The sequence below is a fragment of the Amedibacillus sp. YH-ame6 genome, assembly GCF_053848845.1.
On the sequence record NZ_JBSPEZ010000001.1, the window covers coordinates 39240 to 63949 of the forward strand.

The following is a 24710-nucleotide window of genomic DNA, read 5'->3' on the forward strand; positions in this document are numbered from 1 at the left end:
TTCCTCCTCCTATTCGTGACGTGGGTCGATGTATTTAACAGCATCTGCATAGCGACCATACGTTTTCTTTGCGTTGTTTAAAGCGTCTTCAGCATTTGTACCTTTTTTAACAGCATCCATGAATACACCCATATTTACATATTGGTAACCGATGATTTCATCGTTTGCATCAAGACCCATGCTTAAGATATAACCTTCTGCTAAATCAAGGTAACGAGGACCTTTTACTTTTGTTGAGTAAATAGTACCTACTTGAGAACGAGTTCCCTTACCTAAGTCTTCAAGACCAGCACCTACTGGAAGACCATTTTCAGAGAATGCAGATTGTGTACGACCATAAATGATCTGTAAGAACAATTCACGCATTGCAGTGTTAATAGCATCACATACAAGGTCAGTGTTTACTGCCTCAAGTAATGTTTTTCCAACAATTGCTTCACTAGCCATTGCTGCAGAGTGAGTCATACCAGAACATCCGATTGTTTCAATCAATGCTTCCTCGATAATCCCCTCTTTAACGTTTAATGTAAGTTTGCAGGCACCCTGCTGTGGAGCACACCATCCAATACCGTGTGTCAAACCAGAGATATCTTTGATTTCTCTTGAATGTACCCATTTTCCTTCTTCAGGAATAGGCGCACAACCATGGCTTGCACCACATTTTACAGTGCACATGTTTTCGACTTCTTTTGAATAAATCATGTCATTTCTCCTTTCCCGTAAAATCCATGATAGATTTACTGTTCGCTTTCTTCTTGGAAAGCTTTTTTGCGATTGCTTCGCGATGTTAATTTTTATAACATACTGCAAGAATACATAGAATTTTCTTATTTGTAAAATATTTCACAAAAAAAGTATCCTGCCCTATTATTTTAATTCTTTTCGTATAGTATGTCAATGAAAAGAGCGTGTTTATCCCTACAAAAACGAAGAATATAAAGGATTTTATAAGGATGGATGTTACGATATGAAAACACAATAATTCGCAAACCTCCCTATTCAAACAAAAAGAAAAGGTGGGAATCCACCTATCGCTACAATTAAACACTCGCTTCTTGTTTACAACTATACTTTTTACCATCCATACGACTTACTTCACAATTCCCTAACAAAACTTCATTTAGGTTCTCAAACTCATAGCCATGAAAGTAACAATAATAAGGAATACTAACTCCACCATGTGCTACTATCAAGATATTTTTTTCTTGTGCTTGGTCAATAATCGTATCAAGGAATGCTTCCACTCGTTGATAAAAAGCAATACTATTTTCTGCCCCAGGAAATGGCGGTTCTTCACAAAGTTTCCAAAGTTTACTATAATCTAATCCATCACTGGAATGTCCTTCATACTCGCCAAAACTTCGCTCGCATAAACGTTCATCCACAACGAGAGGAAGATCCCAGTTCTCATTGATAATGGATGCTGTTTCTTTCGCCCTAGATAAGGGAGAAGCATAAATGAAATCCATCTGAACATCCGCAAGTTTTTCCTTAGCAATCAACGCTTGTTGTCTTCCTGTATCATTTAATTCTATATCCGTATGTCCTTGCATCTTTCCATGCAAGTTCCAATCGGTCTGTCCATGTCTTACAAAATATATACTCATAATGTCTCACTTACTTCCTTAATATACATTCCAACGTGTTTGCTTTGATGTGCATCACTCGCTGTCATGATCTTTACTCCATGTTTTTTCAAAATATCCATGAACTCTTTATTCGTCCCCATATCTTCATGGTTATAACGATAATAAATTCCTGTGTTGCATTCCATATACACATCATGTTCTTTTGCCGCTTGTGCTAATCGCTCATACGTTGGTTTTAAATCATACGTAGGATCATAATGAAACAACTTCAATTGATCAGGATGTCCAATTTGTGTAAATAAATCACTACAAATCATATCTTCCATAATTTCATAATATCGTTTGTATATCGCATTTGTATCATATTTATCCCATAAGATTTCCCGGGAAAAAGAATTCATATCATAGAGTAACCCATCGATAGAATGAATACTTCCAATCAAAAAATCATATGGATATGCGTTTAATATCTCACGTAAAAATTCTTTATCCTCTGGCGCATAACATACTTCTAAACCAAATTTCACTTCGATTGGTAAATCCATTTGTTTTACTTCTTCAATCAAATCGAAATAGGTTTGTAGTGGTTCTAATGTTTTCTTCTCAAACCATTCTTTTTGATAATGGGATGCTTCTTTTAATCTTGTATACAGTGGTTGGAATTCGATAAAACGATGCGTATGGTCAAGGATATGAATCGTATCCATACCTACTTTTACTCCAGCATTCACAAATTCCATAACATAATCTACATGCAATGGCCCATTCTCTAAATGCATATGTCCATCTATCATACAATCACCTCTTTTGTTTTTACATTATACGCTAACAACAAAAGAGATTGCAAACAAAACAACCATTACTGTGCCATAAATCCTTCTGGTTTACGAGGCAACCCTAAAAGTGGATTATCCATATCCTCAAAATCTTCTACTATAGAGCCTTCAACATAAGGGTTCATTGTGCTTACTACAGCCCCCTCTTCAATCAATCCCGCAATCATCATATCTTTTAACATATCCATAAAAACCATAATATCTTTATAAGACGTTCTGATTCTACCTTCCCCATCTTGTAACATACTAATACGAATTTTGTTTTCAAATTGACCATTTGCTACAGTTACTAACAAATCTCCAATTCTCTTTTGGTAACGCAAAAAACCTTCCATTGTCTTTTCTTCACAAGAAAACCCAAAGGAACGCAGACAACATAAAACATCATCACTTTTAATATTCATGATTTCCTCCATAAAAAGTTTTTCTTTATCATAACATATGCAAATTCGTAGTACCTCATTCAAATATCTTCCCTAGTCGTATGTATCTACATTGCATTGTATGATGATATCTATCGCTTTTAACTATATCGTACTTATATCAAATTGACAATATCGAAAAAGCGTATAGTTCTTTTATTCTATTCTAAAACAACCTTGTCCATGATAGGTATCTATACTACACACAAACCGTTGTCCACACTGTTTGCACTCGATTGTATGACATATCACATCAGATATCCATTCACCTTCCTTATTGCGTACATCTTCGATAGCGCAAGTCGCATCTACCAATGTAAAATCACCTGTATTTATAAGTTCTTGTATATACTTTAGCGTATTCTCATAATCACTTGGATCGTAAAAACGCTTCTTCAAATTTATGCTATCACAGTGTGTACACATACCTCGTCCTCATCTCTATATAGTTATGATGATTTCATTTCATCCTCAAATTTTAAAGCCAACAATTTTTTTATATCTTCAAAATGTTCACCACATGTTACGCGATAATGAATCCATCCACCCTCACTACAAGGATATTTATGGTCGATATAGTCCTGTGAATATGGCTGTAAACTATCATAAATAAACGCAAATTGTTCATTGGTTAATCTCATCATTACAGAAAAAGCTTCCTTTTCCGCAAAGACATGGCACATTAATTTCTTTTTCTTTCTATGTTCAATTGCCCAACCATAACTCTTTCCATAGGGAAACACTTGTTTTGATATCGTTTTATATTCTTTCTCAAGCCATGCATTTAATAGTGTAAAATACTCTCCACTTTTACCACAGTAATCTTCCATCTCTGTTAAGGTCGGTTTCTTTTCCTTATCTAACATTCTTTCATACATATCGATATCCTCCTTTTCTTTCATGCCTTTACTTGTGAAGCTCAATTCCCATTTCTATACGTATTTCATGACGTTCTATATCTTGATTAGAATAAGCATGTGTATCAAATCCAATGATTTTAAACCCATTTTTTTGATAACAATGAATTGCAGGAACATTACAGCTCTGTGTTTCTAAAATCACCATTCTCGCATTTTGATACTTTGCGGTATCTAGTATATGCTCAATCAAAATAGAACCTATTCTCATCCCTCTATGACCTTCGGTTACAAGGATGTTACTAATTCGAAATCGTTGATTCCAAGCCTCCATACTTCCCTCAACAAACCCTACTAAGGTATCTTCTACAAATGCGCCATACAACACTGGCGCTTCCAACCAATCTGCTAGTAGTTCATCTTTAAAACTTCTTCTTTGATTTTTTTCAAATGCTTTATATACGAATTGAAAAGACATATCGTTTATCTTTAAATTATAATATCCCGAAGTCTCATATATAAATTCATATTCTTTATGTTTGTATTCTTTTTCATTTAATGGTCGTATTTCCATGATGTATCCCTTCTTCTTGAAAAGGTTATATCCTTACTATTGATTGTACCATAATATCTCTTCTACGTATAAAATTTTTATAAGATTTATCTTTTGTAAGAATAAGTATGTATAATAAAGGTATGAATAAGCACCGGAAAAGAAAAATAACTCATATATTAATTCCAATTGTATGCACAATGGTAGGTATTGCCTTATGCAGTATTGCATACTTATTTTTCTTTGCGCCTAAAGTATACTTTATAGAAAATCCGATTAAATTAGAAATCCATGATACGTATGAAAATAAACAATTTGTGTCTGACTTAAGAAATTTGAAATGGAACGATATAAAGGTACATGGCTCTATAAATACAAATAAACTTGGTACATATACACTTACCTATAAAGCAAAGAATCATTCCTTTGATTTAAAGGTGGAAGTAAAAGATACGAAGAAGCCTATCGTAGAAGCACAAGAACAAAGCATTAGTCTAGAAACTAATCCAACTGCCCAATCTTTCATCAAACACATCAAGGATGCGACAAAAACGAAAGTATCCTTTAAAGAAAACTATGTCTTTGATAAAGTAGGGGATAAAAAAATAGTCCTTGTAGTTCAGGATGAGGGAAAAAATAAAACAGAAGTAGAAACGATTGTACATATCTTACCCAAAGATACTACTGCACCTGTGATTCAAGTACATGATTTCGAGATTGTTCAAGGTGGAGAGATCGATGTATTAAGTGGTATTTGTGCAAATGATGATCGTGATGGAAGCGTAGAAGTACAAGCAGATACTACTGACTTCGACAAAAACACCCCTGGTACATATACAGTTAAATACCACGCAGTAGATAAATCTGGAAATGAGGCAAATGCCTCCGCAACTATACGAGTACTACAACCAGTCGCGCCTGGAGATAAAGTAATATATCTTACCATCGATGATGGGCCAAGTGCCAACACTCCAAAAATATTAGAAATCTTGAATCGCTACAATGTAAAAGCTACCTTCTTTGTGACTGGACAATCCCTTGGATATGCATCCTATATTGGTGAAGAATATCGACAAGGACATGCGATTGGCTTACATACGTATTCTCATCGTTATCAAGATGTATATGCGAACGATGGTGCGTACTTCGCAGATCTACAAAAAATTTCAGACTTAGTAAAAGCACAAACAGGAGTAGAAAGTCGTATTATACGTTTTCCTGGAGGGGCAAGTAACACGATTAGTAAGAATTATAATACGGGCATTATGTCACGCCTAACAAAAGAAGTCCTTAATCGAGGATACCAATATTTTGATTGGAATTCCACTTGTGGAGATGGAAATAGCAATACTTCTACAGCCTCTTTAATTGAACAAACAAAGCGCTACAACGGTTCTCAGTTAACCTTCTTAATGCATGATCATGCAGGATCTTACACAACCGTAGAAGCACTTCCTGCCATCATTGAATACTACAAGAACAGAGGGTATACCTTTAAGACATTAAGTACAGCAGTACCTGCCCATCATCATTCGGTAAACAACTAAGAAAAGAACACACTTTAGGTGTGTTCTTTTCTATAAGGAATTCTTAAATTGTTCTAATTCAACTTGTGTTGCCATAGCGCTAATGGCACCTTCTTTGGTGGTCGTATGAGCTGCATATACATTTGAAAATTCAAGATATTCTTTCAATTCTTCATCGCTAAGTTTATAAAAGTCTTGTACACCATGTTGTAATAATTTGTATAAAAACGCTCCTATAAAGCTATCTCCTGCACCTGTGGTATCCTTCACCTCAACGATATTTCCACCCACTTGTACCATGGATGCATCTTTACGATACAATTGTGCACCATCTTTACCCATGGTATAAATAAGATAGGTAACATTACCTACAAATACATGAGGTAAAGCTTCTTCGATGGTTTTACACCCTGTAATGAATTCAAGTTCTTCATCTGAAATTTTTAGTATATGTGCACTTGGAATAAACTCTTTTACAGTTTCTTTTAAAGCTTCTTCACTATCCCAAAGAGATAAACGAAGGTTAGGATCAAAACTGATAATGGATTGTTGTTGAAGGGCTAAATCAATTAGTTTTTTATGTGCTTGTTTCATTGGACTTTCCACTAAGTCTACACTACAAAAATGTACGATTCCACAATCCTTTAACATATCTTCCGTAATCTTATCTGCTTCTAGCATTAAATCTGCACTCGTACGTCGATAAAACTTAAAATCACGATTTCCATCTTGTGCTAGTGAAACAAAAGCCAAAGCAGTATCTCCATGCTTTGTACGCAATACATCACTTGTATCAATACCAGCTTCTTTCATCGTTTCTTCTAAGTAATCTCCAAAGGCGTCTTCTCCTAATTGGGTAATGATTTTAGATTTCCCACCCAATCTAGAGACTGCCGCAGCCACATTGGCTGGTGCACCTCCTGCCGCTTTCTTAAAGGTTGTCACATCTTTTAATCGCATCCCTTTTGCCTCAGGAATAAAATCAATTAATGCTTCTCCTATCGTACATAATGTTTTCATTTTACTCTCCTTACGATAACGTTTACAACTTCAATACATGCAATTACAACAACATATTTCTTAAACACATTATAAAGCAGGAATTCCCGCTTTACAATGCTCTATGAACAAAGTCTATAAACAATCGATTCATATGGTCTAAGGATCTTGTCTTTCAATATACAATCACTATCTCTGTAATTGCTTATGATAATCTCTTTTATGTTCGTACCTTCTGGCAAATCAATATGGCATGGTTTTTCTTCTTCTTTAAAATTATTTAAAATGAGCCAATGTTCCTGTTGATAAGTTCTAATATAACCCCAGACTTCATCATCTCCCACATCGATACGCTGATACTCACCATTTGCTAAAATATCCTCTTCTTTACGAAGTTGTATTAGTTTTTGATAGTGATAGAAAATACTGTCATCATCGTTTATATTTCTTTCTACGTTGATTTCTGTATGTTTCCCATATCCAAGCCAAGGCATCGACTTACTAAATCCATAGCCTTCTGTAGTATCCCAAATCATTGGTGTTCTTGCATTATCTCTAGATTGGTACATGATGCCATCCATGATAGTTTTTTCGTCAATTCCTTTTTGTATTCGTTCCTTGTAAATGTTTAAGGTTTCCACATCATGATAGGAATCAATATCTTCAAAACCTGCATTTAACATTCCAATTTCTTCCCCTTGATAAATGTAAGGTGTGCCTTTTAACATATGCATACTCGTCGCTAACATTTTAGCGGACTCTTTATGATATTTTTCTTCATTTCCAAAACGAGATACCACTCTTGGTTGGTCGTGATTACTCCATACCAAAGAATTCCAACCATCTCCCGAATTTACTTCTCGTTGCCATGTATCTAAAATAGTTATCATTTCTTTGATATCTGGTGTAGTTCTTGTCCATCGATCTTTATTTCTATAATCTACTTTTAAATGTTGGAAAGAGAAAATCATATTTACTTCTTTATGTTCTGGTTTTGTATAATCGATTGCTTTTTCCGGATCCATACTCATCATTTCTCCAACACTTACACAAGGATAATGAGAGAATACTTCTTCATTCATCTCTTTCAAAAACTCATGCATTCTTGGACCATTGGCATAATAACATTTCCCCTTAGGTGAAGATTCCTCATCATCTAAAAAATCCTGTTGCTTACTAATCAAGTTAATCACATCTAAACGAAATCCATCCACACCCTTTTTCAACCAAAAATGCATCATTTTATAGATTTCATTTCTCAACGCTTCACATTCCCAGTTCAAATCAGCCTGCGTAACATCAAATAAATGTAAGTAGTATCGTTCTTCATCCAATGGCTCCCACGCACTTCCCCCAAACATAGATTCCCAATTATTCGGACTACAACCTTGTTTTGCAGATCTTATAATATAATACTCATAATAGGGACTTTTTTCTTTGTTCTTCAAGATATCTTGAAACCATGCATGCTCAATCGATGTATGGTTGACAACGATATCCATCATGATTTTGATTCCTAAATGATGCGATTCTTCTAATAATTGATCAAAATCATTCATGGTACCAAACAATGGGTCGATCGCATAGTAATCCGCTATATCATACCCATTATCTTTTTGAGGGGAAGAATACATAGGCGTCAACCAAAGAATTTCAGCACCTAATTTTTTTAGATAAGGAAGTCTTTTTCGAATTCCATTGATATCCCCGATCCCATCGTTGTTACTATCTTGAAAACTTTTAGGATAAATTTGATAAATACAAGCCTTTTTCCACCATTCCATAGTTACTCTCCTTCGACCTTTTTAAAATGCCACACGCGCGAAATAAAATCTTCCTTTACATTTTCAATACATATTCCAACGTACATTCATTCACTATCATACATATTCTTACTTTCTTGTTCTTGCCATAAGATTCCTTATTTTAATCTCTTGGCAGAATAGATATTTAAAATGGATATACGATTTCTATAGATGTCAAAATCGAATCATTCACAAACTTCTTTGTAAAACTATATCGCTTCTTTAATAAGCTCCTTAACTTCACTTAACAAGTGTAAATGGTTTCAATTCATAAATCGTTCCCACCATTTCAAATACTCCTTGTAGTTTCAGTTTAGAAATTTGATTTGCATAATGTCGACTTGTAAACACTTCTCTACCATCATTCACGAAAATCTCTATACTAGAAGCATCCATAAATATCTGCAACTTACACAAGTCATCAACAACAACACTTCTACGATCTCTTCCACAACCACACTCTGTAAATTTTAAAGTTAGAATATGATTTTTATAATGCAAGTGGATACCTTCATGAAGTTGAAGTTCTATTGTTTCGCATGTTGAAAAATTCAACTCAGCTTCATATAATGCAGGTGTTATTTCTTCCCCTTGATTCTTCATGGATATTCCTTTTGCATGCGTTCTTAATTGCTTAAATTCTTCTAAAGGTTTTGATACAAGATATCCTTCTTCTAAACATAATTGTCTAGGTAGTGTTAGTGCATGTTGCCACTGATGTTCAACTGTTTTATCGTTATGATAGCTCGCATCAGGAATTCCCATCCATGCTATTAGAATTCTTCTACCTTGTTCATCCAAAAAGCTTTGCGGTGCATAGATATCAAAACCGCGATCTAATTCTACGAAGTCAGACAACTCGTAACTTTTGTTTTCTAAATCAAGCTTCACTTCAAAATATCCCATTTGATATACATTCGCATAGTCAATTCCTTTTTGTTCTACACCTTGTGGACAACAAACTAGAAATGTCTTATCTTCAATATCAAATAAATCAGGGCATTCCCACATATAACCAAAAGGAATTTTACTTTCTATACGCATATGGTATTCCCATGTTACTAAATCATCTGAAACATAGAGCAATACACACCCTGTATCTTGGTTACTTCTTGCGCCAAGCACCATATAGTATTTTTGATTCTTTTTATAGATTTTAGGATCTCTTACATGAACACTCATATCTTCAGGATAGTCTGTGTTTTGTAATACAAGATGTTTTTTATCAAATGTAAATCCATCTGTTGAAGTAACTAACACTGTATTCTGTTCACGTCCACTTGTTATATAGTCGTATTCTTTATCGTTGTATTTCACATTCCCTGTATAGAAATAGTGGATCTTATCATCCTCTACAAAGGCACTACCACTATAGACTCCATCACAATCATATATTGAATCCGCAAATAGAAAGGGTTCTTCTTCATGATATTCTACCCAGTTCTTTGTTGTATAATGTCCCCAAGATTTGATTCCCCAACTAGGTGTCTGTGGAGTATATTGATAATAGATGTGATTTACACCTCGGTGTTGACATAAGCCATTTGGATCATTTAACCATCCCGTAGGGGGCATGATATGATACGCAAGACGATATTTATCTTTCTTTACTTCTTCTCGCATTTCCTTCATCGTTGGTATAAACTTTTCATATTCTTTTTTGGTAAACATGTTATTCACCTACTGCACAGATGATGATTTTTTTATGTTCTGATTGAATATTATAACTTCTATCATTGTGTAACTCACTTAAAACCATCATTGTTTGTGTTTGATAACCTTTGTTAGCAATCGTTTCGATATCCATTTCTAATAAGAGGTCTCCTTTTTTTACTTCTTGTCCTTCTTTTACATAAGAAGTAAAACCTTCCCCATTTAACTCTACCGTATTGATTCCACAATGAATCATAATTTTACTTCCATCTTTTAATGATAATCCTACAGCATGTTTTGTTGGAAATATGAATTCAACCTTTGCATCTGCTGGTGCAAACACCTTGTGATTGATTGGTTCAATAAATATACCATCTCCTAATGTTTTTGAGGCAAACATTTCATCCGCACACTTACTTATATCTTGTACAACACCTTCCATTGGCATATCTAATACAATTTCATCTTCCTTTGGTAGTTCTAAAACCACCTCTTCACTTTTTTTTGCTTTTGTTTTACCAAATACTAGGGTTAATACAAGCCCTACACCTAAACCAATGACATGAGCAATAACATAATTGATATAGCCATTGTTACTTGGATCTACAATCGCAATACCAGGTACTGCTGTTGTCCCAAATCCTAAAGAAGCTAAATCAGTGAAAAACACATATGCTCCAGCTACAGCACCACCAATACATCCTGCAATCAAAGGAAATTTATAACGTAAGTTAATACCAAAAATCGCTGGTTCACTGATGCCAAATAATGTACTTATAAAACTTGGAATACACAATTCACGTGTACGTACATTCTTCCAATTCAATAATAAATAACCAATCACTGCGCCTGCTTGTCCAATCAATGCTACTGACATTAAAGGATTCAAGAAGTTTCTACCTGTTTCCGCTACTAACTGTGCTTCCACTGCGCCTAGAATATGATGAAGTCCTGTAATAACAATAATCTGTTGAAAACCAGCAAATAACATATAACCGAATGCTCCTAGGTTTTCCGCCATCCAAATTAAGGAACCACTTACACTATCACCTAAGATTCTTCCCAATGGTCCTACGATTGTAAACAATAATATAGTTGAAATAAATACCGTTAACATAGGTGCCACCAATAATTTGATTACATCTGGTATCTTCTTAATAAAGTATTTATCTAAAGTTGCTACCACATAACCCATCATTAAGGCAATGATTACACCACCTTGAAATCCAACCATTTCAATTTGAAAACCAAGAATATTTAGTACTTCAGGACTGAATCCTTCTGTTCCAATACTATACGCATTCGCAAGACTTGCATCTAACATAATTGCTCCCACAACTAAGCCTAGAATTGGTCTTCCGCCATAGCGCTTTGTTGCTGAATAACATACAGCCATAGGAAGGATCGCAAAAATTCCAGTAGATGCTAGATTCGCTAAACGATTGATTGCATAAAATGTTTCATTATTAGTGACCACATCCCATTTCCCTAAAACACCAGTTAATCCCATAAGCAATGCGGCTGCTAATATTGCTGGCATTATTTCTACAAAAACATCGGATAATGACTTGATCACCTTTTGAAAAGGATTTTGTTTTTGTGTTGTTTTTGCTTTGATATCGCCTAATGACATATTCTCAGTATGTGTAAGGTTCGCAAACACTGCATATATATCATTGACAAGACCTGATCCAAAGATGATTTGAAGTTGATCTCCCGCAACAAATACCCCTTTCACTAAATCCACATTTTCAATTGCACTTAATTGTATTAGTTCATTATTTTCTAATACAATACGTAGTCGTGTTGCACAATGTGCTGTTCCTTGAATGTTGTCCAACCCTCCAACAAGGTTAACAAGTTGTTTTGAAATTTCTAAGTAATGTTGATTTTTTTCCATGATATTCTCCTTCACCATCATACTGGAACCGGTTTCACAATTTCATTATAAAACGCTTACATGAATTTGTCAACACTTTTTATGGAACCGGTTCTCTTTTTTTATTTTATAATTAAAAAAGAAGAACATGCGTTCTCCTATTTCACATCTATGAGCCCCATATTGGCTTTCCACGTCAATATACGTTTTACGGATACGTCCAATTGTTTCACATCAATTTCACCTTGTTCGATTGCTTCTAAAACAGCTGGAATTTGTTTGCGATAATCACTGCATATTAACATGTCGTTTCCTGCATTGATCGCATTGATTGCGGCTGCACTTGAATCTATGTAATCCTTTATTGCATCCATCGCTAAATCATCTGTCATGATAACACCTTGAAAACCTAATTCATTACGAAGTATTTCATGAACCTTTGAAGAAAGTGATGCAGGTCCATCTTTATCTACACATGTCATAATATTATGAGAAACAAGAATGCTATCAACACCAGCTTCTATTCCTGCAATAAATGGAAGAAAATCACTCTCTACGAAATTCTCATACGTACGTTTATCAACTGATATTCCAGTATGTGTATCTACATTATTTCCATACCCTGGAAAATGTTTTAATGTAGAACCAAGATTATTTTCTTTCATAATACTTACTACAGTTGCCACATACGTTGCGGTTTCCGTTGCATTCTTTCCAAAAGATCGAGCATTGATAAAATCATTTGGATCTATCGACACATCCGCAACAGGCGCAAGATTTACATTGATACCTATGTTCTTTAACAATGTTGCCTTTTCTATAGTATCGGAACGAATTAAATCATATCCTCCATAGTTATATAAGTTTTGAGGAGACCAGAATGGAACTCCTCGAAATGCTGTATACTTACTTAAACGTACAACACTCCCACCTTCTTCATCCACTCCTATTAATAAAGGAATCTTTGCTTGAGATTGATACGACGCAATACTATCTACTACTTCTTGATAAGAGTTTTGATGAAAATCCTTATCGAACAAAATATACCCACCTAAATGATAACTCGCTACATCACTCATTGCGTCATCCTCGGGGCTTCTTACAAAAAACATTTGTCCTACTTTTTCTTCGATAGACATTTGAGAAATGATATCATCAATACTTTGTCTTTGATCATCTGTAGAAACTTCATTCTCAAGAATCGTTCCCTTTTGCGCATACATCACACCATCTTTTACTATATAGCTAACTTGGATTTCAAAATCCTTTTCCAATTCCCCATCTTTCATTTGCATTTCAGTTCGATTAAACTCATATTCTTTATTTGCACTTGTCACAATAGAAAAATGAGTACTTGTCACATCTATAATCTTCCCTTGCACAGTAACAGATTTAACATCTTCTGTTTGCGCCACTTCTTCTTTTTTCTCATTGTTTCCAAAACAACCACTTAGGGTAAACAACATGCACATAGCAATCACTATAGAAATACGTCTTCTCATAATACTCCTTCTTTCAAAAACAGTATAGCATGTCTATTTTCAAATAAGTAAAAATTGATAATTTTACTAGGAATAGCTATTACATGCACTTATTCATCCTTTTGATTCCTCTATATCATATAAAAAAGTCCTATCTTTCAATAGAACTTATATCTTGTACGCTATTTCCTTCTAAGAATTCATAATCAATCATGGCTTGATTACACACGCTTTGATGTTGTATTAAGTTTAATATAGTTTCTGCAGCGAGATCGCCTGCCAACGCATTATTAAATCGTATCGTTGTTAGTTTGGGTGTAATTAACATACTAATTTCATATCCACCAAATCCCATTAAGGATACATCTTCTGGAATCTTATATTTTTTTTCTTGAAGAGCTTTTAAAGCACCTAGTGCCATGGTATCTGTTGCGGCAATAATCATATCCATCTTTCCATGTTCCAATATATCACACGTATGCTCATATGCTTTTTGAAAACTAAAATCACTTTCTATCACATGCACGTTAGCATCACTTCCGCACCCCTTTAAAACCCCTTGCTTTCGATGTAACCCAACCGCTACATCTTTTTCCTCAACTCCAAGATATACAATGTTTTGATGCCCCTTCTTCACAGCATAACTTCCTACCATACTCCCTGCTTCAAAATCATTATTTACAATAGATATTCCATCTTCATATGCTTGTCCTACTACGACTACAGGTACATCAATACGTTTGATAATTTGCTTATGCTCCTCCGTAATATGAGTCGCAAGTAAAATGATTCCATCGACCTTCATACGCCACAAATTTTCTAGACTATCCAATTCCAGTTGTTCCATATGGTTCGTATTGATAATCATAGAAGTATACCCTTCTTTTCGAAGATGTTCGTCAATAGCCATCATAATACGAGAAGATACAGTAGAATCTAAACAAGGCGCAATAATACCAATCATTTTAGACTGCTTAGCCTTTAAACTTTGCGCGAAAGCATTCGGTTGATAATTATATTCCTCAATAACCTTTTTAATCTTTTCTCTTGTGTCATCTTTGACGTAGCCACCGTTAAAATAACGAGATACTGTACTCTTAGCGACACCACTAATCTTTGCAATATCTTGCATAGTCAATTTCTTTTCCATATCCATCACCCGTATTCTTTCACTTCCTCCATTATAATGTGGAACCAGTTTCACGTCAACAACCATCATATCCAAATCGAAATTCTCGTGAAGGAAACTTGCTTTTACGAAAGGGATAAGCGATAATAAACATAATCATGGAGGACTGTTATGCGCTATCGAGATATATCCATACGTAAGAAAATTTTGTTATCCAATTTTTTGATGATATTGATACCCGTAATCTTTGTTTGTATAATTTTTTCCATCATCCTATTTGGATTTTCATTTCTAACGAATAGTTCCTCTTCGCTTATTCGAAACGTCCTACTAAATTCCTCCAATTATGGTCCTACTTTACTCATAAAATCATTAAATGATGAGATAAGTGATTCTACTACGATTACAACACAGGCAAAAACAATCTTTGCACAATTAGAAGAAATTAATCTACACATTATGGTGAAAGAAAATGACTCTATTGTATATCTATCAAATGGATATACAAGTAAAGATATAAAAGCAGAATTTTATCAAATTGCAAAAACTAAAGAATATGAGTCTCCCTATATTTTATGGAACCAAAATGGTATGGCTTATGAAGCAACACTACAAAACAAAGCGAATAAGAATATGACACTAACCTTTACAGGAGTTGATTTAAGTCTTCCTAAAGACAGCTATGTCTCTTGGGAACAAACTAAGCTTGTCATCAAAGTTACAATCATTGGGACTGGTTCCTTTATGATCTTATTTATTTTATTGCTGGGAATTTTTCTTACAAGAAAACTTTCTCGTTACATCTTACAGCCTCTTGCTCAACTTCAAATTGCGACAAATGAAATCAAAGAAGGAAATTTAAGTTCTAGTATTTCTTCTTCTACACAAGATGAATTTGGAGTTCTTTGTGAGAACTTTGAAAACATGCGTGAACAACTTGTAGCATCTGATCAAATACAAAAACAATATCTACAACAACGAAAAGAACTGATTGCAGGTATTTCCCATGATTTATCTACCCCACTTACTTCGATTCAAGGATATGTAAATGGTTTATTAGATGGAGTCGCAAATACCCCTGAAAAACAACAACATTATTTACAAATCATTCAAAGCAAAACAAAACATATGAACGATTTGGTAGAGAGCTTATTCCTATTATCGAAGCTTGATATGGGTGAAGAATCTTTACAGACAGAACTTCTAGATTTGAATGCATTTATGATACAATGGGTAGAAGAAGAACAGGCGAAATATGAGGAACAATCCTTACTACTTTCCTTCGTACCATCAACAAGTCCTTGTTATGTAATGATGGATACTTCCCTCTTTATTCGTGTGCTTGATAATTTATGTGACAATAGTATCAAATACAAAAGGAACGATATCGTTCATATGGACATTCATCTAACAAAAGATAAAAATGGTTGTTTGATTTCATTTCAAGATGATGGAATCGGTGCACAACAAGAAGATATACAACGTTTATTTGAACGCTTCTATCGTGCCGACCCAGCGCGAAGTTCTAAGATAAAAGGAAATGGACTGGGTTTATCTATCACACGTCATATCATTGAACAAATGAAGGGAACTATATGGGCACAAGGCGAAATAAATAAAGGTTTATGTATTTCGATTCAATTACCTACGGAGGAAGTACAATGAAAAAAATACTAATTATAGAAGATGATAAAGAAATCGCAGAATTAGAACGTGATTACCTTTCTGTAAGTCACTTTGAGAGTGATATTGTAGACGATGGTGAAAAAGGACTACAAGCTGCATTGAAGAATGATTATGCTCTTGTGCTGTTAGATATTATGCTTCCTGGTATGGATGGATTTGAAATATGCCAGCGCATCCGTGAAGAGAAAAATATTCCTGTCATTATCGTTTCCGCAAAACGTGAAGATCAGGATAAAATCAACGCCTTAGGATTAGGCGCAAACGATTTTATTATGAAACCATTCCATCCAGGTGAAATGGTAGCTCGTGTAAAATCACAGATTGAAAACTATGAGCGTCTAACAAACAATAGTACACAGCCTACCTCTATGATTTATCTAGATACCATTACTATCAATACGGATTCTCATGAAGTATTCGTTGATGATGTTCTAGCAACATTTCCAAATAAAGAATATGAATTATTGGTATTCTTATGCAAACATCCAAATACAGTATTCTCAAAGAGCCAACTCTTCGAAACTATATGGGGATTAGATGCCATAGGTGAAATCAATACTGTAACCGTACATATTAACCGTATTCGAGATAAAATAGAAAAAGATAGTGCTAACCCTAAAATCATTGAAACTGTTTGGGGTAGCGGCTATCGCTTAAGAAAGTAAAAGAAAAAAACAAGCCTCTCTAAATAGCTTGTTTTTTTGTCCCTCATGTTACCAGTCACGAAGGATAGAAACATGAGAAATTATATTCCCGGTGAAAGGAGCGGGAGTTACATCCCTATATAGGGTTACCAGCCACCAACATAGACATGTAAGATATTCTCATGATTTCGTAAAGAATTTATGAATGTTTTGAAAGACCACTTTATGTTCCACAATACCTTTTAATAGATATAACATTCATAGAATCTTAATCGCGACACATTCTACGTTTCGCACTTTAATTTTACTAAAAGCGTTTACAGAAAGCAATATAAATGCATAAAAATGATGAAAAACCGTTATTTTTTCTTACCTGCGATTGAATTTACTTCGATTTTATAAATCGCTGTTACCGCAATACTCTTATCCACAGCAGAATCAAATTCACTCATATAATCTGGTGTATATTTCAAACAGATTGCCTTTAAAGCCTCTCGCTTTTCATCTTCTTCTTGAACTTCTTGAATACACCCTTCCATGACAACAGATGCATAAAACACTGTAAACTTTTCTTGAACGATGTGATAATTGCCAACTGCATTTACACATACTCTAGGGTTCATTTGAAAAGAATCGTTCTTTTCACCTTCCATAGCACAATGAAAATATAAGACTTCTCCTATTCTTGCCATAGATACATTTACAACATAAGGTGTTCCATCTTTACGAATACACCCAATACTAGCATAATCACTTTCATCAAATACTTTCCAAGCATCTTCTCTACTAATTTCACATTTACTTCTTCTCATATATGTACCTTATTTCTTTTCATCTAAACGATGATTTTGTACGAAAGAGTCAAAATTGTCTTTTTTTACTTCCAGTGTTTCATCATCAACTTTACCTTCTTTTACATAATACAAAGTTGGCGTATTATCCAAACCAACGAATGTCTTACGGATTTGTTTAAGTATAGCTGCACGATCTTGATCGGATGTATCATTTAATACTACTTCATACAATAAGATATTGTGATCTAGAATATAACTATCTAACATAATGTGCATTTCCTCACAATACTCACATGATGGTTGTGTAAATACAACAGCAAATGATTCTTCTTGATCTATCATTTTCTGTAGTTCATCCACAGTGATAGTGCGTACTTCACCAGGGTTTTCATCTCGTTCATAAGAAGAACACCCAGTTAACGTAAGGGTACATAAACATATTAGAACACATAGAATTTTTTTCATGGTTTACCTCCAAATAGACAATAGAAAACTTTTATCATTTTCTATTGTTTTATTATAACGAAAAGCACAAGATAAGAAAAGAGAATTTCTTCATTAAGTGATATAATGTGATTATGAGGTGATAATATGAAACAACATTTACTTGATGATAAAGGTCGTAGCGAAGAAGAATATCTTGCGAGCTATAAACCTAGAGATTATGAGAAACCATCAATTACTGTGGATATGGTACTTCTTACAAAAACAACACCTATACAAGTACTACTTATCAAACGTAAACATCATCCGTTCATAGAACAATGGGCTTTCCCTGGTGGATTTGTAAATATGGATGAAGATTTAGATCAAGCTGCCCATCGTGAGTTAAAGGAAGAAACATCAGTTGATGCGATTTCATTAACACAACTACACACATATGGAAACGTACATAGAGATCCAAGGATGCGTGTCATATCCGTTGCCTATTTAGCCATATTACCACAACAAATTCATACACAAGCGAATGATGACGCAAAAGAAGCCCTTTGGTTTGACATTATAGAAAGTGATACACATATCGAATTGATAAATTCTAAAGCGCATATTCGTTATGAACGAAAAAACAATGAAATAAAATCAATGGACAATTATGACTCCCTAGCCTTTGATCACATACAAATCTTAATAGATGCCTTAGACTACTATGCAAAGTCATTTGAATAAACTATTTAGAATGTTGTAAATTTACTTCTTGATATGCTTTAATCGCATCCATAATATGAAATGGTTGCGTTTCGTGATCTCCAGCAGCATTCGCACTAATAAATAGATATTCATGTTGTGCTACACTTCCAAGAGAAGCCATACACAATCCTGCTTCTGGTGTATACCCTGTTTTAGCTCCTTGAATATAATCATTTTTAATATTGAATTTTGTCATACTTGTGAACAATGTACTTGTCAATGAAATGCCCTCTGGATGAATACTACTAGGATCTGTTTGATAAGATTGTGTAGACCATATGGAACGAAAGGTTTCATCTTTCATTGCTTCTTCGAGAAGGTACATTAGATCTTTTACCGTGGAATAATGTTGTTCATCATGAAGTCCAGTTACATTTGTAAAATTTGTTTGATGCATACCTAAACGCTTCGCTGTTTCATTCATTTTTTCAACGAATACTTCTTGCGTTCCTCCAATATACTGTGCAAGAGTTACACAAGCATCCGCACCACTTGGCAACATGGCTCCATATAATAAATCTATAATACTGACTTCTTCAAATGGTTCAAACCCAGCCATACTTGCATTCAATGTATGTAACGCTTGTATCTCATCTTTTGGAACTTGTATTTTCATTTCTAAATTATCGATTTGTTTCAACGCAATATAGACTGTCATGATTTTTGTCAAAGATGCTGGATACATTTTATCCTCACTTCTTTTCTGCAAAAGTATTTCTCCTGTTTGTACATCCATTAATAACGCATTATGACTTTCTAATTCTTTATTCAAATAAGATAATTTTGAATCATCTACCATAGAACTTTGAATTTCTTGTACCTCATGTAATAAAGAATCTCCGCCATAGAACGTAAAACCTGCTAAACAACATACCCCTAAGAAAAGTGCAGGTATTTTTTTTATCTTTCGTTTTCTTTTCATAATATAAGCTCCCTTCTTATGTAATTAAACCATGTACATAAGAAATGAGTTTGAACATATACTTAGTCTCAACTTAATATTTACTTAATTCTATCCAAACATCTTCATATAGACAAAAACAAGCCCTATAAGACTTGTTCCTGTTTTCTATTCATAGGCAAAATCACTTCAAACACAGTTTCTTCAAAACTACTTTGAGCGCTTATACTTCCACCATGTGCATTCATAATTTCTTTTGCTATCGCAAGACCTAAGCCAGAACCTCCAGCATGTGTGGAACGTGCTGCATCCAATCGATAAAATTTTTCAAATATTGTCTGTAATTTTTGTTGTGGAATCTCATCTCCTTGATTATGGAATGTAATATGTACATTATCTATATCACACACAGCTTTCACAACAATTTTACTATTTTCATAACTATAGGAAATTGCATTTTTGAGTATATTATTAAATGCTCTTGCAAGTTTGTCCGCATCCGCATAAAGGACTAAATTATCCTCCATTTGAATATCAATTTCTTTTCCCTGTTTCATCAGAATTGGATAAAACTGTTCACAAAGTTGCTGAAACATAAAGTTCAATTGAATCTTATTTTGAGAAAGTACAATATCATGTAAATTAAATCTTGTGATATCAAAAAATTCATCGATTAGGAACTCTAAACGGTTTGCTTTATCTAGTGTAATTTCCACATAATGCTCTTTTTGTTCTTGAGGAATATCCTTAACATCATCTAATAAACTAAGATACCCAATGACAGATGCTAACGGTGTCTTCATATCATGTGCCAAATAGGAAATGAGATCATTTTTCTGTCTTGTTTCTAATTCTAACATTCGCATTTGATGAACTTGTTGGTTTTGTATCTCCATCAATGTCTTTTCTATATTTGCATAATCTTTATGAAGTTCTTGCATTGGTCTATGATCACGAAATGCAGCAAGTATTTTTTCGTGTTGTAGAATCATCATTTTCTTATCATATTTTCTATTTCTTTCGATGTATAAGTAGCATACGCTAACACACAGTATAATAATTACTAATACTAGAAGTTTCAGGATATCCAACCTTGGTTGTGTATTAATATAAACAATTCCATTTTCCGCTGTGTATTCATATGTAGTAAACAAGATATTATAAATCATATCCAAAAAACCACTTGTGAATGTGTCTATCAAATATACAGAAACTGTGATGATAACTAGAATAAAAATCAATTTTTTATATTTCATACTCTATTCCCCAACCTTATATCCAACACCCCATACATTACGAATATATTTGGGATGATCAACATTATCTTTCATCTTTTCTCTTGCATGACGAATATGAACCATTAAGGTATTATTACTGGAACTAAGATACTCTTCTTTCCAAATAGATTCATATAACTCCTTTACACTAACTACACGACCCTTATTCATACAAAGGTAAGAAAGAATAGAAAATTCAATTGGAGTCAAATTAATAATTTTCTCATTTACTTTACATATATGACGAATCATATCCAAATAAAGTCCAGCATAGGTAAAGATATGATTTTCTTGCTTTACATTATAGCGTTTGTATCTTCTAAGTTGCGCCTTTACTCTAGCTACAATTTCCAATGGCTGAAAAGGCTTTGTAACATAATCATCGGCACCTATCGATAGACCTGCAATCTTGTCTATCTCTTGCTCTTTTGCAGTTAACATAATAATCGGATATGTATACTTTTCTCGTATTTTACAACAGATTTGAAAACCATCTATATCTGGAAGCATAACATCTAACAATGCCAAATCAAATTCCATTTGTGATATTTGTTCTAAAGCACTTTTCCCATCATAACACACAACAATTTCATACCCTTCATTCGCTAGATATATTTGCATTAGGTTTGCTATTTCTTTTTCATCATCTACAATCAATACACGCATGAACATCCATCCCATCTTTCTTCTTATTATATCAAAGATATACGATTACAATTTCTTAATATTCACTTAATCTTACTTTTTATAGCTACAAAAAAACCAGAACCCTGGTTTTATTTGTTAACATGATAAACATCTAAATAGAGATTTATGATTTTCTGTTTCATTACATCATCTTCCATTTTGTTTGGATAACTCATCAAGTGTAATGGTAATGGTTCACATCCTTCATGAAAGGATGGTTGAAGATAGATAATATTTGGATATAAAACACATCCCATACGTTCATAGAATGCAATTCTTCGCTTCGCAATAGTCGTCCGTGGCAATTCTACTTCGAATATAATATCTTTATGAAAGCTATTAAAAACTTCCAACATAAGTTTTCTACCTACACCACTTCCTCTTGTCGTATGATGTGTCGCCAAATGTTCAAAGAACATAAAGTCTTCCATCTCATAATATGTAATAAATGCTTGTACTCGGCCATCTTTTACAATCCCACATACATGATAATCTTCTCTATTTAACAACTCTTTTTGACCTTCATAGGTTCTTCTTTCTTCGATTGGGAAAGCTTCTTCCATGATTTCGTAAACCTGATCGAAGTAAGCTACACCTAGTTCTAACACAATAAAACCTCCGTTTTCTTATAAATAGTATACCATATACGAGAAAAAAAGACACGAACGTGCCTTTTGACCAAATAGTTTGAGTTCTTTAAATTGCATTTTGTATTTCCTCGAATGTTTCAGCGTTCATTAGTAATTGTGATACTTGTTGTAGTTGTTCCATGGTTAAAGTTGATAGCCATGAAGATGCATCTACATCAAACTTAGCCTGAATGAGTTGATTCAAAAGCTTATTATAACCTTCTACTTTTCCTTCTGCTTTTCCTTCTGCTTTTCCTTTTTCCTCTCCTATTTTTAGTCCTTTTTCTTCGCCTATTTTTATTCCTTCATCATAGTATCCTTGTTGAATAGCTTTTTGTTGTGCTTCTGCCATCTGGATTTGTTCTGCGAGTGTCCATATTTGTTCATTATCGCTCATTCGTTCATGTTTTTCCATAAGCTTTCTCACCACGCTTTCCTTTGTCTTTATTATATCATCGTCTTCATTGTTTTTAAAGAGATAACACATTTGTTCAAAAGCTGTTAATCCTGCTGTCTTTTTTTTCTTTACAATGTCGTTTATCACTGGTAAATGTATGTACGTTCTATGTATTAAGGCATGTGTACTTTCTTCCTTTCCTTCTTCATTTCTCATTTGATACTTCATAATCAGTTTCCCTTTATCTTCTGAATAGTTATCCATAAAGATAATTTGATACACTGGTTTTAAATCTAAATAATCCTCTCCTTCTTTTAGTTGTTTCTCTAAAATCTTTGCGCCATAATACTCAAATCGATTCGTTAGATTTGTGAGTAATCCTTCAACTTGCATACCATAAAAACGTAACCGTCACCCATGGATGTCTTTTACGTGTACATCCAATATGATTTTCTTACCTGCAAGTGCTTTTGGATCCATTTCAGGGTTTACCACAATACTATCTACTGGATCAATCCCTGTAATCTCCTTAATCATAAAGTGACGAATCATTTTGGAGTCTTCATCTTGTGAAGATAGGGCGAATTTGAAGAACACATCATTTTTATAGCTTACTTTTGCTACATCTTTTGTAGCCATATATATCATCTCCTTTTTTGTCCTTACACTTTACATATACGAGATGAATTTTAAAATTCCTAAAAAATCAACAAACTTTATAATAAATATGCAAAAGTAAACAGAAAGGGTAGTAAAGAAAAGACTCTCCACATTATCCTTGAGAGTCTCTATATTATATTCCCATATCTGCAATTGCCATCTCTTCAAGACGTAACCACATCCAAATATCACATGCACCATTCAACAACATATTACAAGATGTAAACATATAGATGGTGTCTTTATCGTGCCAAAAGATCAACAACAAAGAAAATCCAATAGAGATTGTTGTGAAGATTGCGGCAATCCACCATTTATCATAATGTAACAAACGTAAACGATAAGATATTAAAATATCTTCTATACCATGTATAAAGGTAATAAATGCCAAAATCAAATACATCGATTCTACTGCATCTGCAGTACTAGTAAGTGCCCATACCCCAGTAAAACAAGCACAAATACAATGGATTAAACTTAACACTGAGAACTTAAATCGTTCATCTTCTTGAATGAATAGAAACAATTGTCCAACTCCTTGAATCATTAAGAGAAACCCTGCAATGTAGGTGACAGCTAAAGGAGCATGTGGAAATACCACCAACATTGATCCACCTAATATCAACCAAAGCATAGACTGCATTAGTCCGTTCCATTTGATTTTACTTAAATACGCCTTTGTAAATAGCATAGCATGTTCCTCCATCATACAACTTTCATTACATTATAGTAGCATTTCCATTTTAAGAAAGGAAGTCTTTTTTATGATATCTGCTATTTATTGGAAATCTACTCTTTTTACATACACTTTTTACAACATTATCGCAATAAAACTTGTTCAATACCCTTTAAATAAAAATCGATTATGGTATAATAAAAAGGCACTATTCAACCATACCCTCATAGTAAAATGGATATTACGGGTTCCTCCTAAGAATCAATTGCAGGTTCGATTCCTGCTGAGGGTGCCATAAATAAAAATAGAACACACTAACTAGCAAGTGTGTTTTTATTTTGTAGATCACACCAAACAATGCACACAGATTAAGAAGTTTAATCATATAGAATATCATAAGTTTCATTTCATTATATAACTTAGTAATGAGTAGACCATTATG

At 33.9% G+C, this 24710-nt stretch carries 26 protein-coding genes and 1 tRNA gene; 5 read left to right on the forward strand and 22 right to left on the reverse strand.

Annotation, left to right across the window (positions count from 1 at the left end; translation table 11 throughout):
- Positions 1-9: 9 nt before the first annotated feature.
- The 7 genes from ACWG0P_RS00260 to ACWG0P_RS00290 form a co-directional block, all read right to left on the reverse strand.
- The gene (locus tag ACWG0P_RS00260) at positions 10-702 is read right to left on the reverse strand and encodes an iron-sulfur cluster assembly scaffold protein (protein ID WP_455793236.1); all 693 of its coding nucleotides are present in this window, start codon (positions 700-702) and stop codon (positions 10-12) included.
- 338 nt (positions 703-1040) lie between these two features.
- Positions 1041-1607, reverse strand: coding sequence for a histidine phosphatase family protein (locus ACWG0P_RS00265; RefSeq protein WP_455799956.1), 567 nt, complete (start codon positions 1605-1607; stop codon positions 1041-1043).
- A complete protein-coding gene (locus ACWG0P_RS00270; RefSeq protein WP_455799957.1) occupies positions 1604-2383 on the reverse strand; it encodes a histidinol-phosphatase HisJ family protein in 780 nt (259 codons plus the stop codon). The genes ACWG0P_RS00265 and ACWG0P_RS00270 overlap by 4 nt, the downstream gene beginning before the upstream one ends.
- Before the next feature lie 65 nt (positions 2384-2448).
- Complete coding sequence (locus ACWG0P_RS00275) at positions 2449-2829, reverse strand: hypothetical protein (RefSeq protein WP_455799958.1); 381 nt, start codon at positions 2827-2829, stop codon at positions 2449-2451.
- Positions 2830-3003: 174 nt separating this feature from the next.
- Complete coding sequence (locus ACWG0P_RS00280; protein WP_455799959.1) at positions 3004-3273, reverse strand: hypothetical protein; 270 nt, start codon at positions 3271-3273, stop codon at positions 3004-3006.
- Positions 3274-3296: 23 nt separating this feature from the next.
- A complete protein-coding gene (locus ACWG0P_RS00285; RefSeq protein ID WP_455793241.1) occupies positions 3297-3725 on the reverse strand; it encodes a DUF3788 domain-containing protein in 429 nt (142 codons plus the stop codon).
- 28 nt (positions 3726-3753) lie between these two features.
- A complete protein-coding gene (locus tag ACWG0P_RS00290; RefSeq protein WP_455799960.1) occupies positions 3754-4278 on the reverse strand; it encodes a GNAT family N-acetyltransferase in 525 nt (174 codons plus the stop codon).
- Between the two features lie 179 nt (positions 4279-4457).
- Between ACWG0P_RS00290 and ACWG0P_RS00295 the strand changes: the two genes are divergently transcribed.
- Positions 4458-5804 (forward strand): polysaccharide deacetylase family protein, encoded by a 1347-nt coding sequence (locus tag ACWG0P_RS00295; RefSeq protein WP_455799961.1) that lies wholly within the window; start codon positions 4458-4460, stop codon positions 5802-5804.
- A gap of 30 nt (positions 5805-5834) precedes the next feature.
- Here the strand turns inward: ACWG0P_RS00295 and ACWG0P_RS00300 are convergent, their stop codons facing one another.
- The 6 genes from ACWG0P_RS00300 to ACWG0P_RS00325 form a co-directional block, all read right to left on the reverse strand.
- The gene (locus ACWG0P_RS00300) at positions 5835-6803 is read right to left on the reverse strand and encodes a carbohydrate kinase family protein (RefSeq protein ID WP_455799962.1); all 969 of its coding nucleotides are present in this window, start codon (positions 6801-6803) and stop codon (positions 5835-5837) included.
- Positions 6804-6904: 101 nt separating this feature from the next.
- Positions 6905-8566, reverse strand: a complete 1662-nt coding sequence (locus ACWG0P_RS00305) for an alpha,alpha-phosphotrehalase (protein WP_455799963.1) — start codon at positions 8564-8566, stop codon at positions 6905-6907.
- Positions 8567-8827: 261 nt separating this feature from the next.
- Positions 8828-10258 carry a glycoside hydrolase family 32 protein gene (locus ACWG0P_RS00310; protein ID WP_455799964.1) on the reverse strand — a complete coding sequence of 477 codons (1431 nt, stop codon included), beginning with the start codon at positions 10256-10258 and terminating at the stop codon, positions 8828-8830.
- Position 10259: 1 nt separating this feature from the next.
- Entirely contained in the window at positions 10260-12140 is a 1881-nt protein-coding gene (locus ACWG0P_RS00315) for a glucose PTS transporter subunit IIA (RefSeq protein ID WP_455799965.1), read from the reverse strand.
- Between the two features lie 137 nt (positions 12141-12277).
- Positions 12278-13621 (reverse strand): glycoside hydrolase family 3 protein, encoded by a 1344-nt coding sequence (locus ACWG0P_RS00320; RefSeq protein ID WP_455799966.1) that lies wholly within the window; start codon positions 13619-13621, stop codon positions 12278-12280.
- A 130-nt stretch (positions 13622-13751) separates the two neighbouring features.
- Positions 13752-14819, reverse strand: a complete 1068-nt coding sequence (locus ACWG0P_RS00325) for a LacI family DNA-binding transcriptional regulator (protein ID WP_455799967.1) — start codon at positions 14817-14819, stop codon at positions 13752-13754.
- 81 nt (positions 14820-14900) lie between these two features.
- On the opposite strand from ACWG0P_RS00325, the gene ACWG0P_RS00330 reads away from it, so the two are divergent.
- Positions 14901-16394: a HAMP domain-containing sensor histidine kinase gene (locus ACWG0P_RS00330; RefSeq protein WP_455799968.1), complete on the forward strand. Its 1494-nt coding sequence runs from the start codon at positions 14901-14903 to the stop codon at positions 16392-16394.
- A complete protein-coding gene (locus ACWG0P_RS00335; protein ID WP_455792448.1) occupies positions 16391-17080 on the forward strand; it encodes a response regulator transcription factor in 690 nt (229 codons plus the stop codon). Before ACWG0P_RS00330 ends, ACWG0P_RS00335 begins: the two co-directional genes overlap by 4 nt.
- A 338-nt stretch (positions 17081-17418) precedes the next feature.
- Here ACWG0P_RS00335 and ACWG0P_RS00340 read toward each other — a convergent pair whose 3' ends face one another.
- Both ACWG0P_RS00340 and ACWG0P_RS00345 read right to left on the reverse strand, forming a co-directional pair.
- On the reverse strand, positions 17419-17871 hold the full coding sequence (locus ACWG0P_RS00340) for a pyridoxamine 5'-phosphate oxidase family protein (protein WP_455799969.1): 453 nt from the start codon (positions 17869-17871) through the stop codon (positions 17419-17421).
- Positions 17872-17880: 9 nt separating this feature from the next.
- A complete protein-coding gene (locus ACWG0P_RS00345) occupies positions 17881-18318 on the reverse strand; it encodes a thioredoxin (RefSeq protein ID WP_455799970.1) in 438 nt (145 codons plus the stop codon).
- A gap of 126 nt (positions 18319-18444) precedes the next feature.
- Here ACWG0P_RS00345 and ACWG0P_RS00350 point away from each other — a divergent pair, with 126 nt between their 5' ends.
- Positions 18445-19020: an NUDIX domain-containing protein gene (locus tag ACWG0P_RS00350; protein ID WP_455799971.1), complete on the forward strand. Its 576-nt coding sequence runs from the start codon at positions 18445-18447 to the stop codon at positions 19018-19020.
- Between the two features lies 1 nt (position 19021).
- On the opposite strand, the gene ACWG0P_RS00355 is transcribed toward ACWG0P_RS00350, so the two are convergent.
- The 7 genes from ACWG0P_RS00355 to ACWG0P_RS00385 form a co-directional block, all read right to left on the reverse strand.
- A complete protein-coding gene (locus ACWG0P_RS00355) occupies positions 19022-19963 on the reverse strand; it encodes a D-alanyl-D-alanine carboxypeptidase family protein (protein ID WP_455799972.1) in 942 nt (313 codons plus the stop codon).
- Positions 19964-20088: 125 nt separating this feature from the next.
- Positions 20089-21198 (reverse strand): sensor histidine kinase, encoded by a 1110-nt coding sequence (locus tag ACWG0P_RS00360; RefSeq protein ID WP_455799973.1) that lies wholly within the window; start codon positions 21196-21198, stop codon positions 20089-20091.
- A 3-nt stretch (positions 21199-21201) separates the two neighbouring features.
- Entirely contained in the window at positions 21202-21891 is a 690-nt protein-coding gene (locus ACWG0P_RS00365; RefSeq protein WP_455800197.1) for a response regulator transcription factor, read from the reverse strand.
- 104 nt (positions 21892-21995) lie between these two features.
- On the reverse strand, positions 21996-22514 hold the full coding sequence (locus tag ACWG0P_RS00370; RefSeq protein ID WP_455799974.1) for a GNAT family N-acetyltransferase: 519 nt from the start codon (positions 22512-22514) through the stop codon (positions 21996-21998).
- Positions 22515-22602: 88 nt separating this feature from the next.
- Positions 22603-23325, reverse strand: coding sequence for a PD-(D/E)XK nuclease family transposase (locus ACWG0P_RS00375; protein ID WP_455799975.1), 723 nt, complete (start codon positions 23323-23325; stop codon positions 22603-22605).
- Between the two features lie 18 nt (positions 23326-23343).
- Positions 23344-23571: a hypothetical protein gene (locus ACWG0P_RS00380; RefSeq protein ID WP_455799976.1), complete on the reverse strand. Its 228-nt coding sequence runs from the start codon at positions 23569-23571 to the stop codon at positions 23344-23346.
- Between the two features lie 154 nt (positions 23572-23725).
- A complete protein-coding gene (locus ACWG0P_RS00385) occupies positions 23726-24283 on the reverse strand; it encodes a DUF308 domain-containing protein (protein ID WP_455792427.1) in 558 nt (185 codons plus the stop codon).
- A gap of 205 nt (positions 24284-24488) precedes the next feature.
- Here ACWG0P_RS00385 and ACWG0P_RS00390 point away from each other — a divergent pair.
- Positions 24489-24563 (forward strand) — tRNA-Arg (locus ACWG0P_RS00390).
- Positions 24564-24710 lie beyond the last annotated feature (147 nt).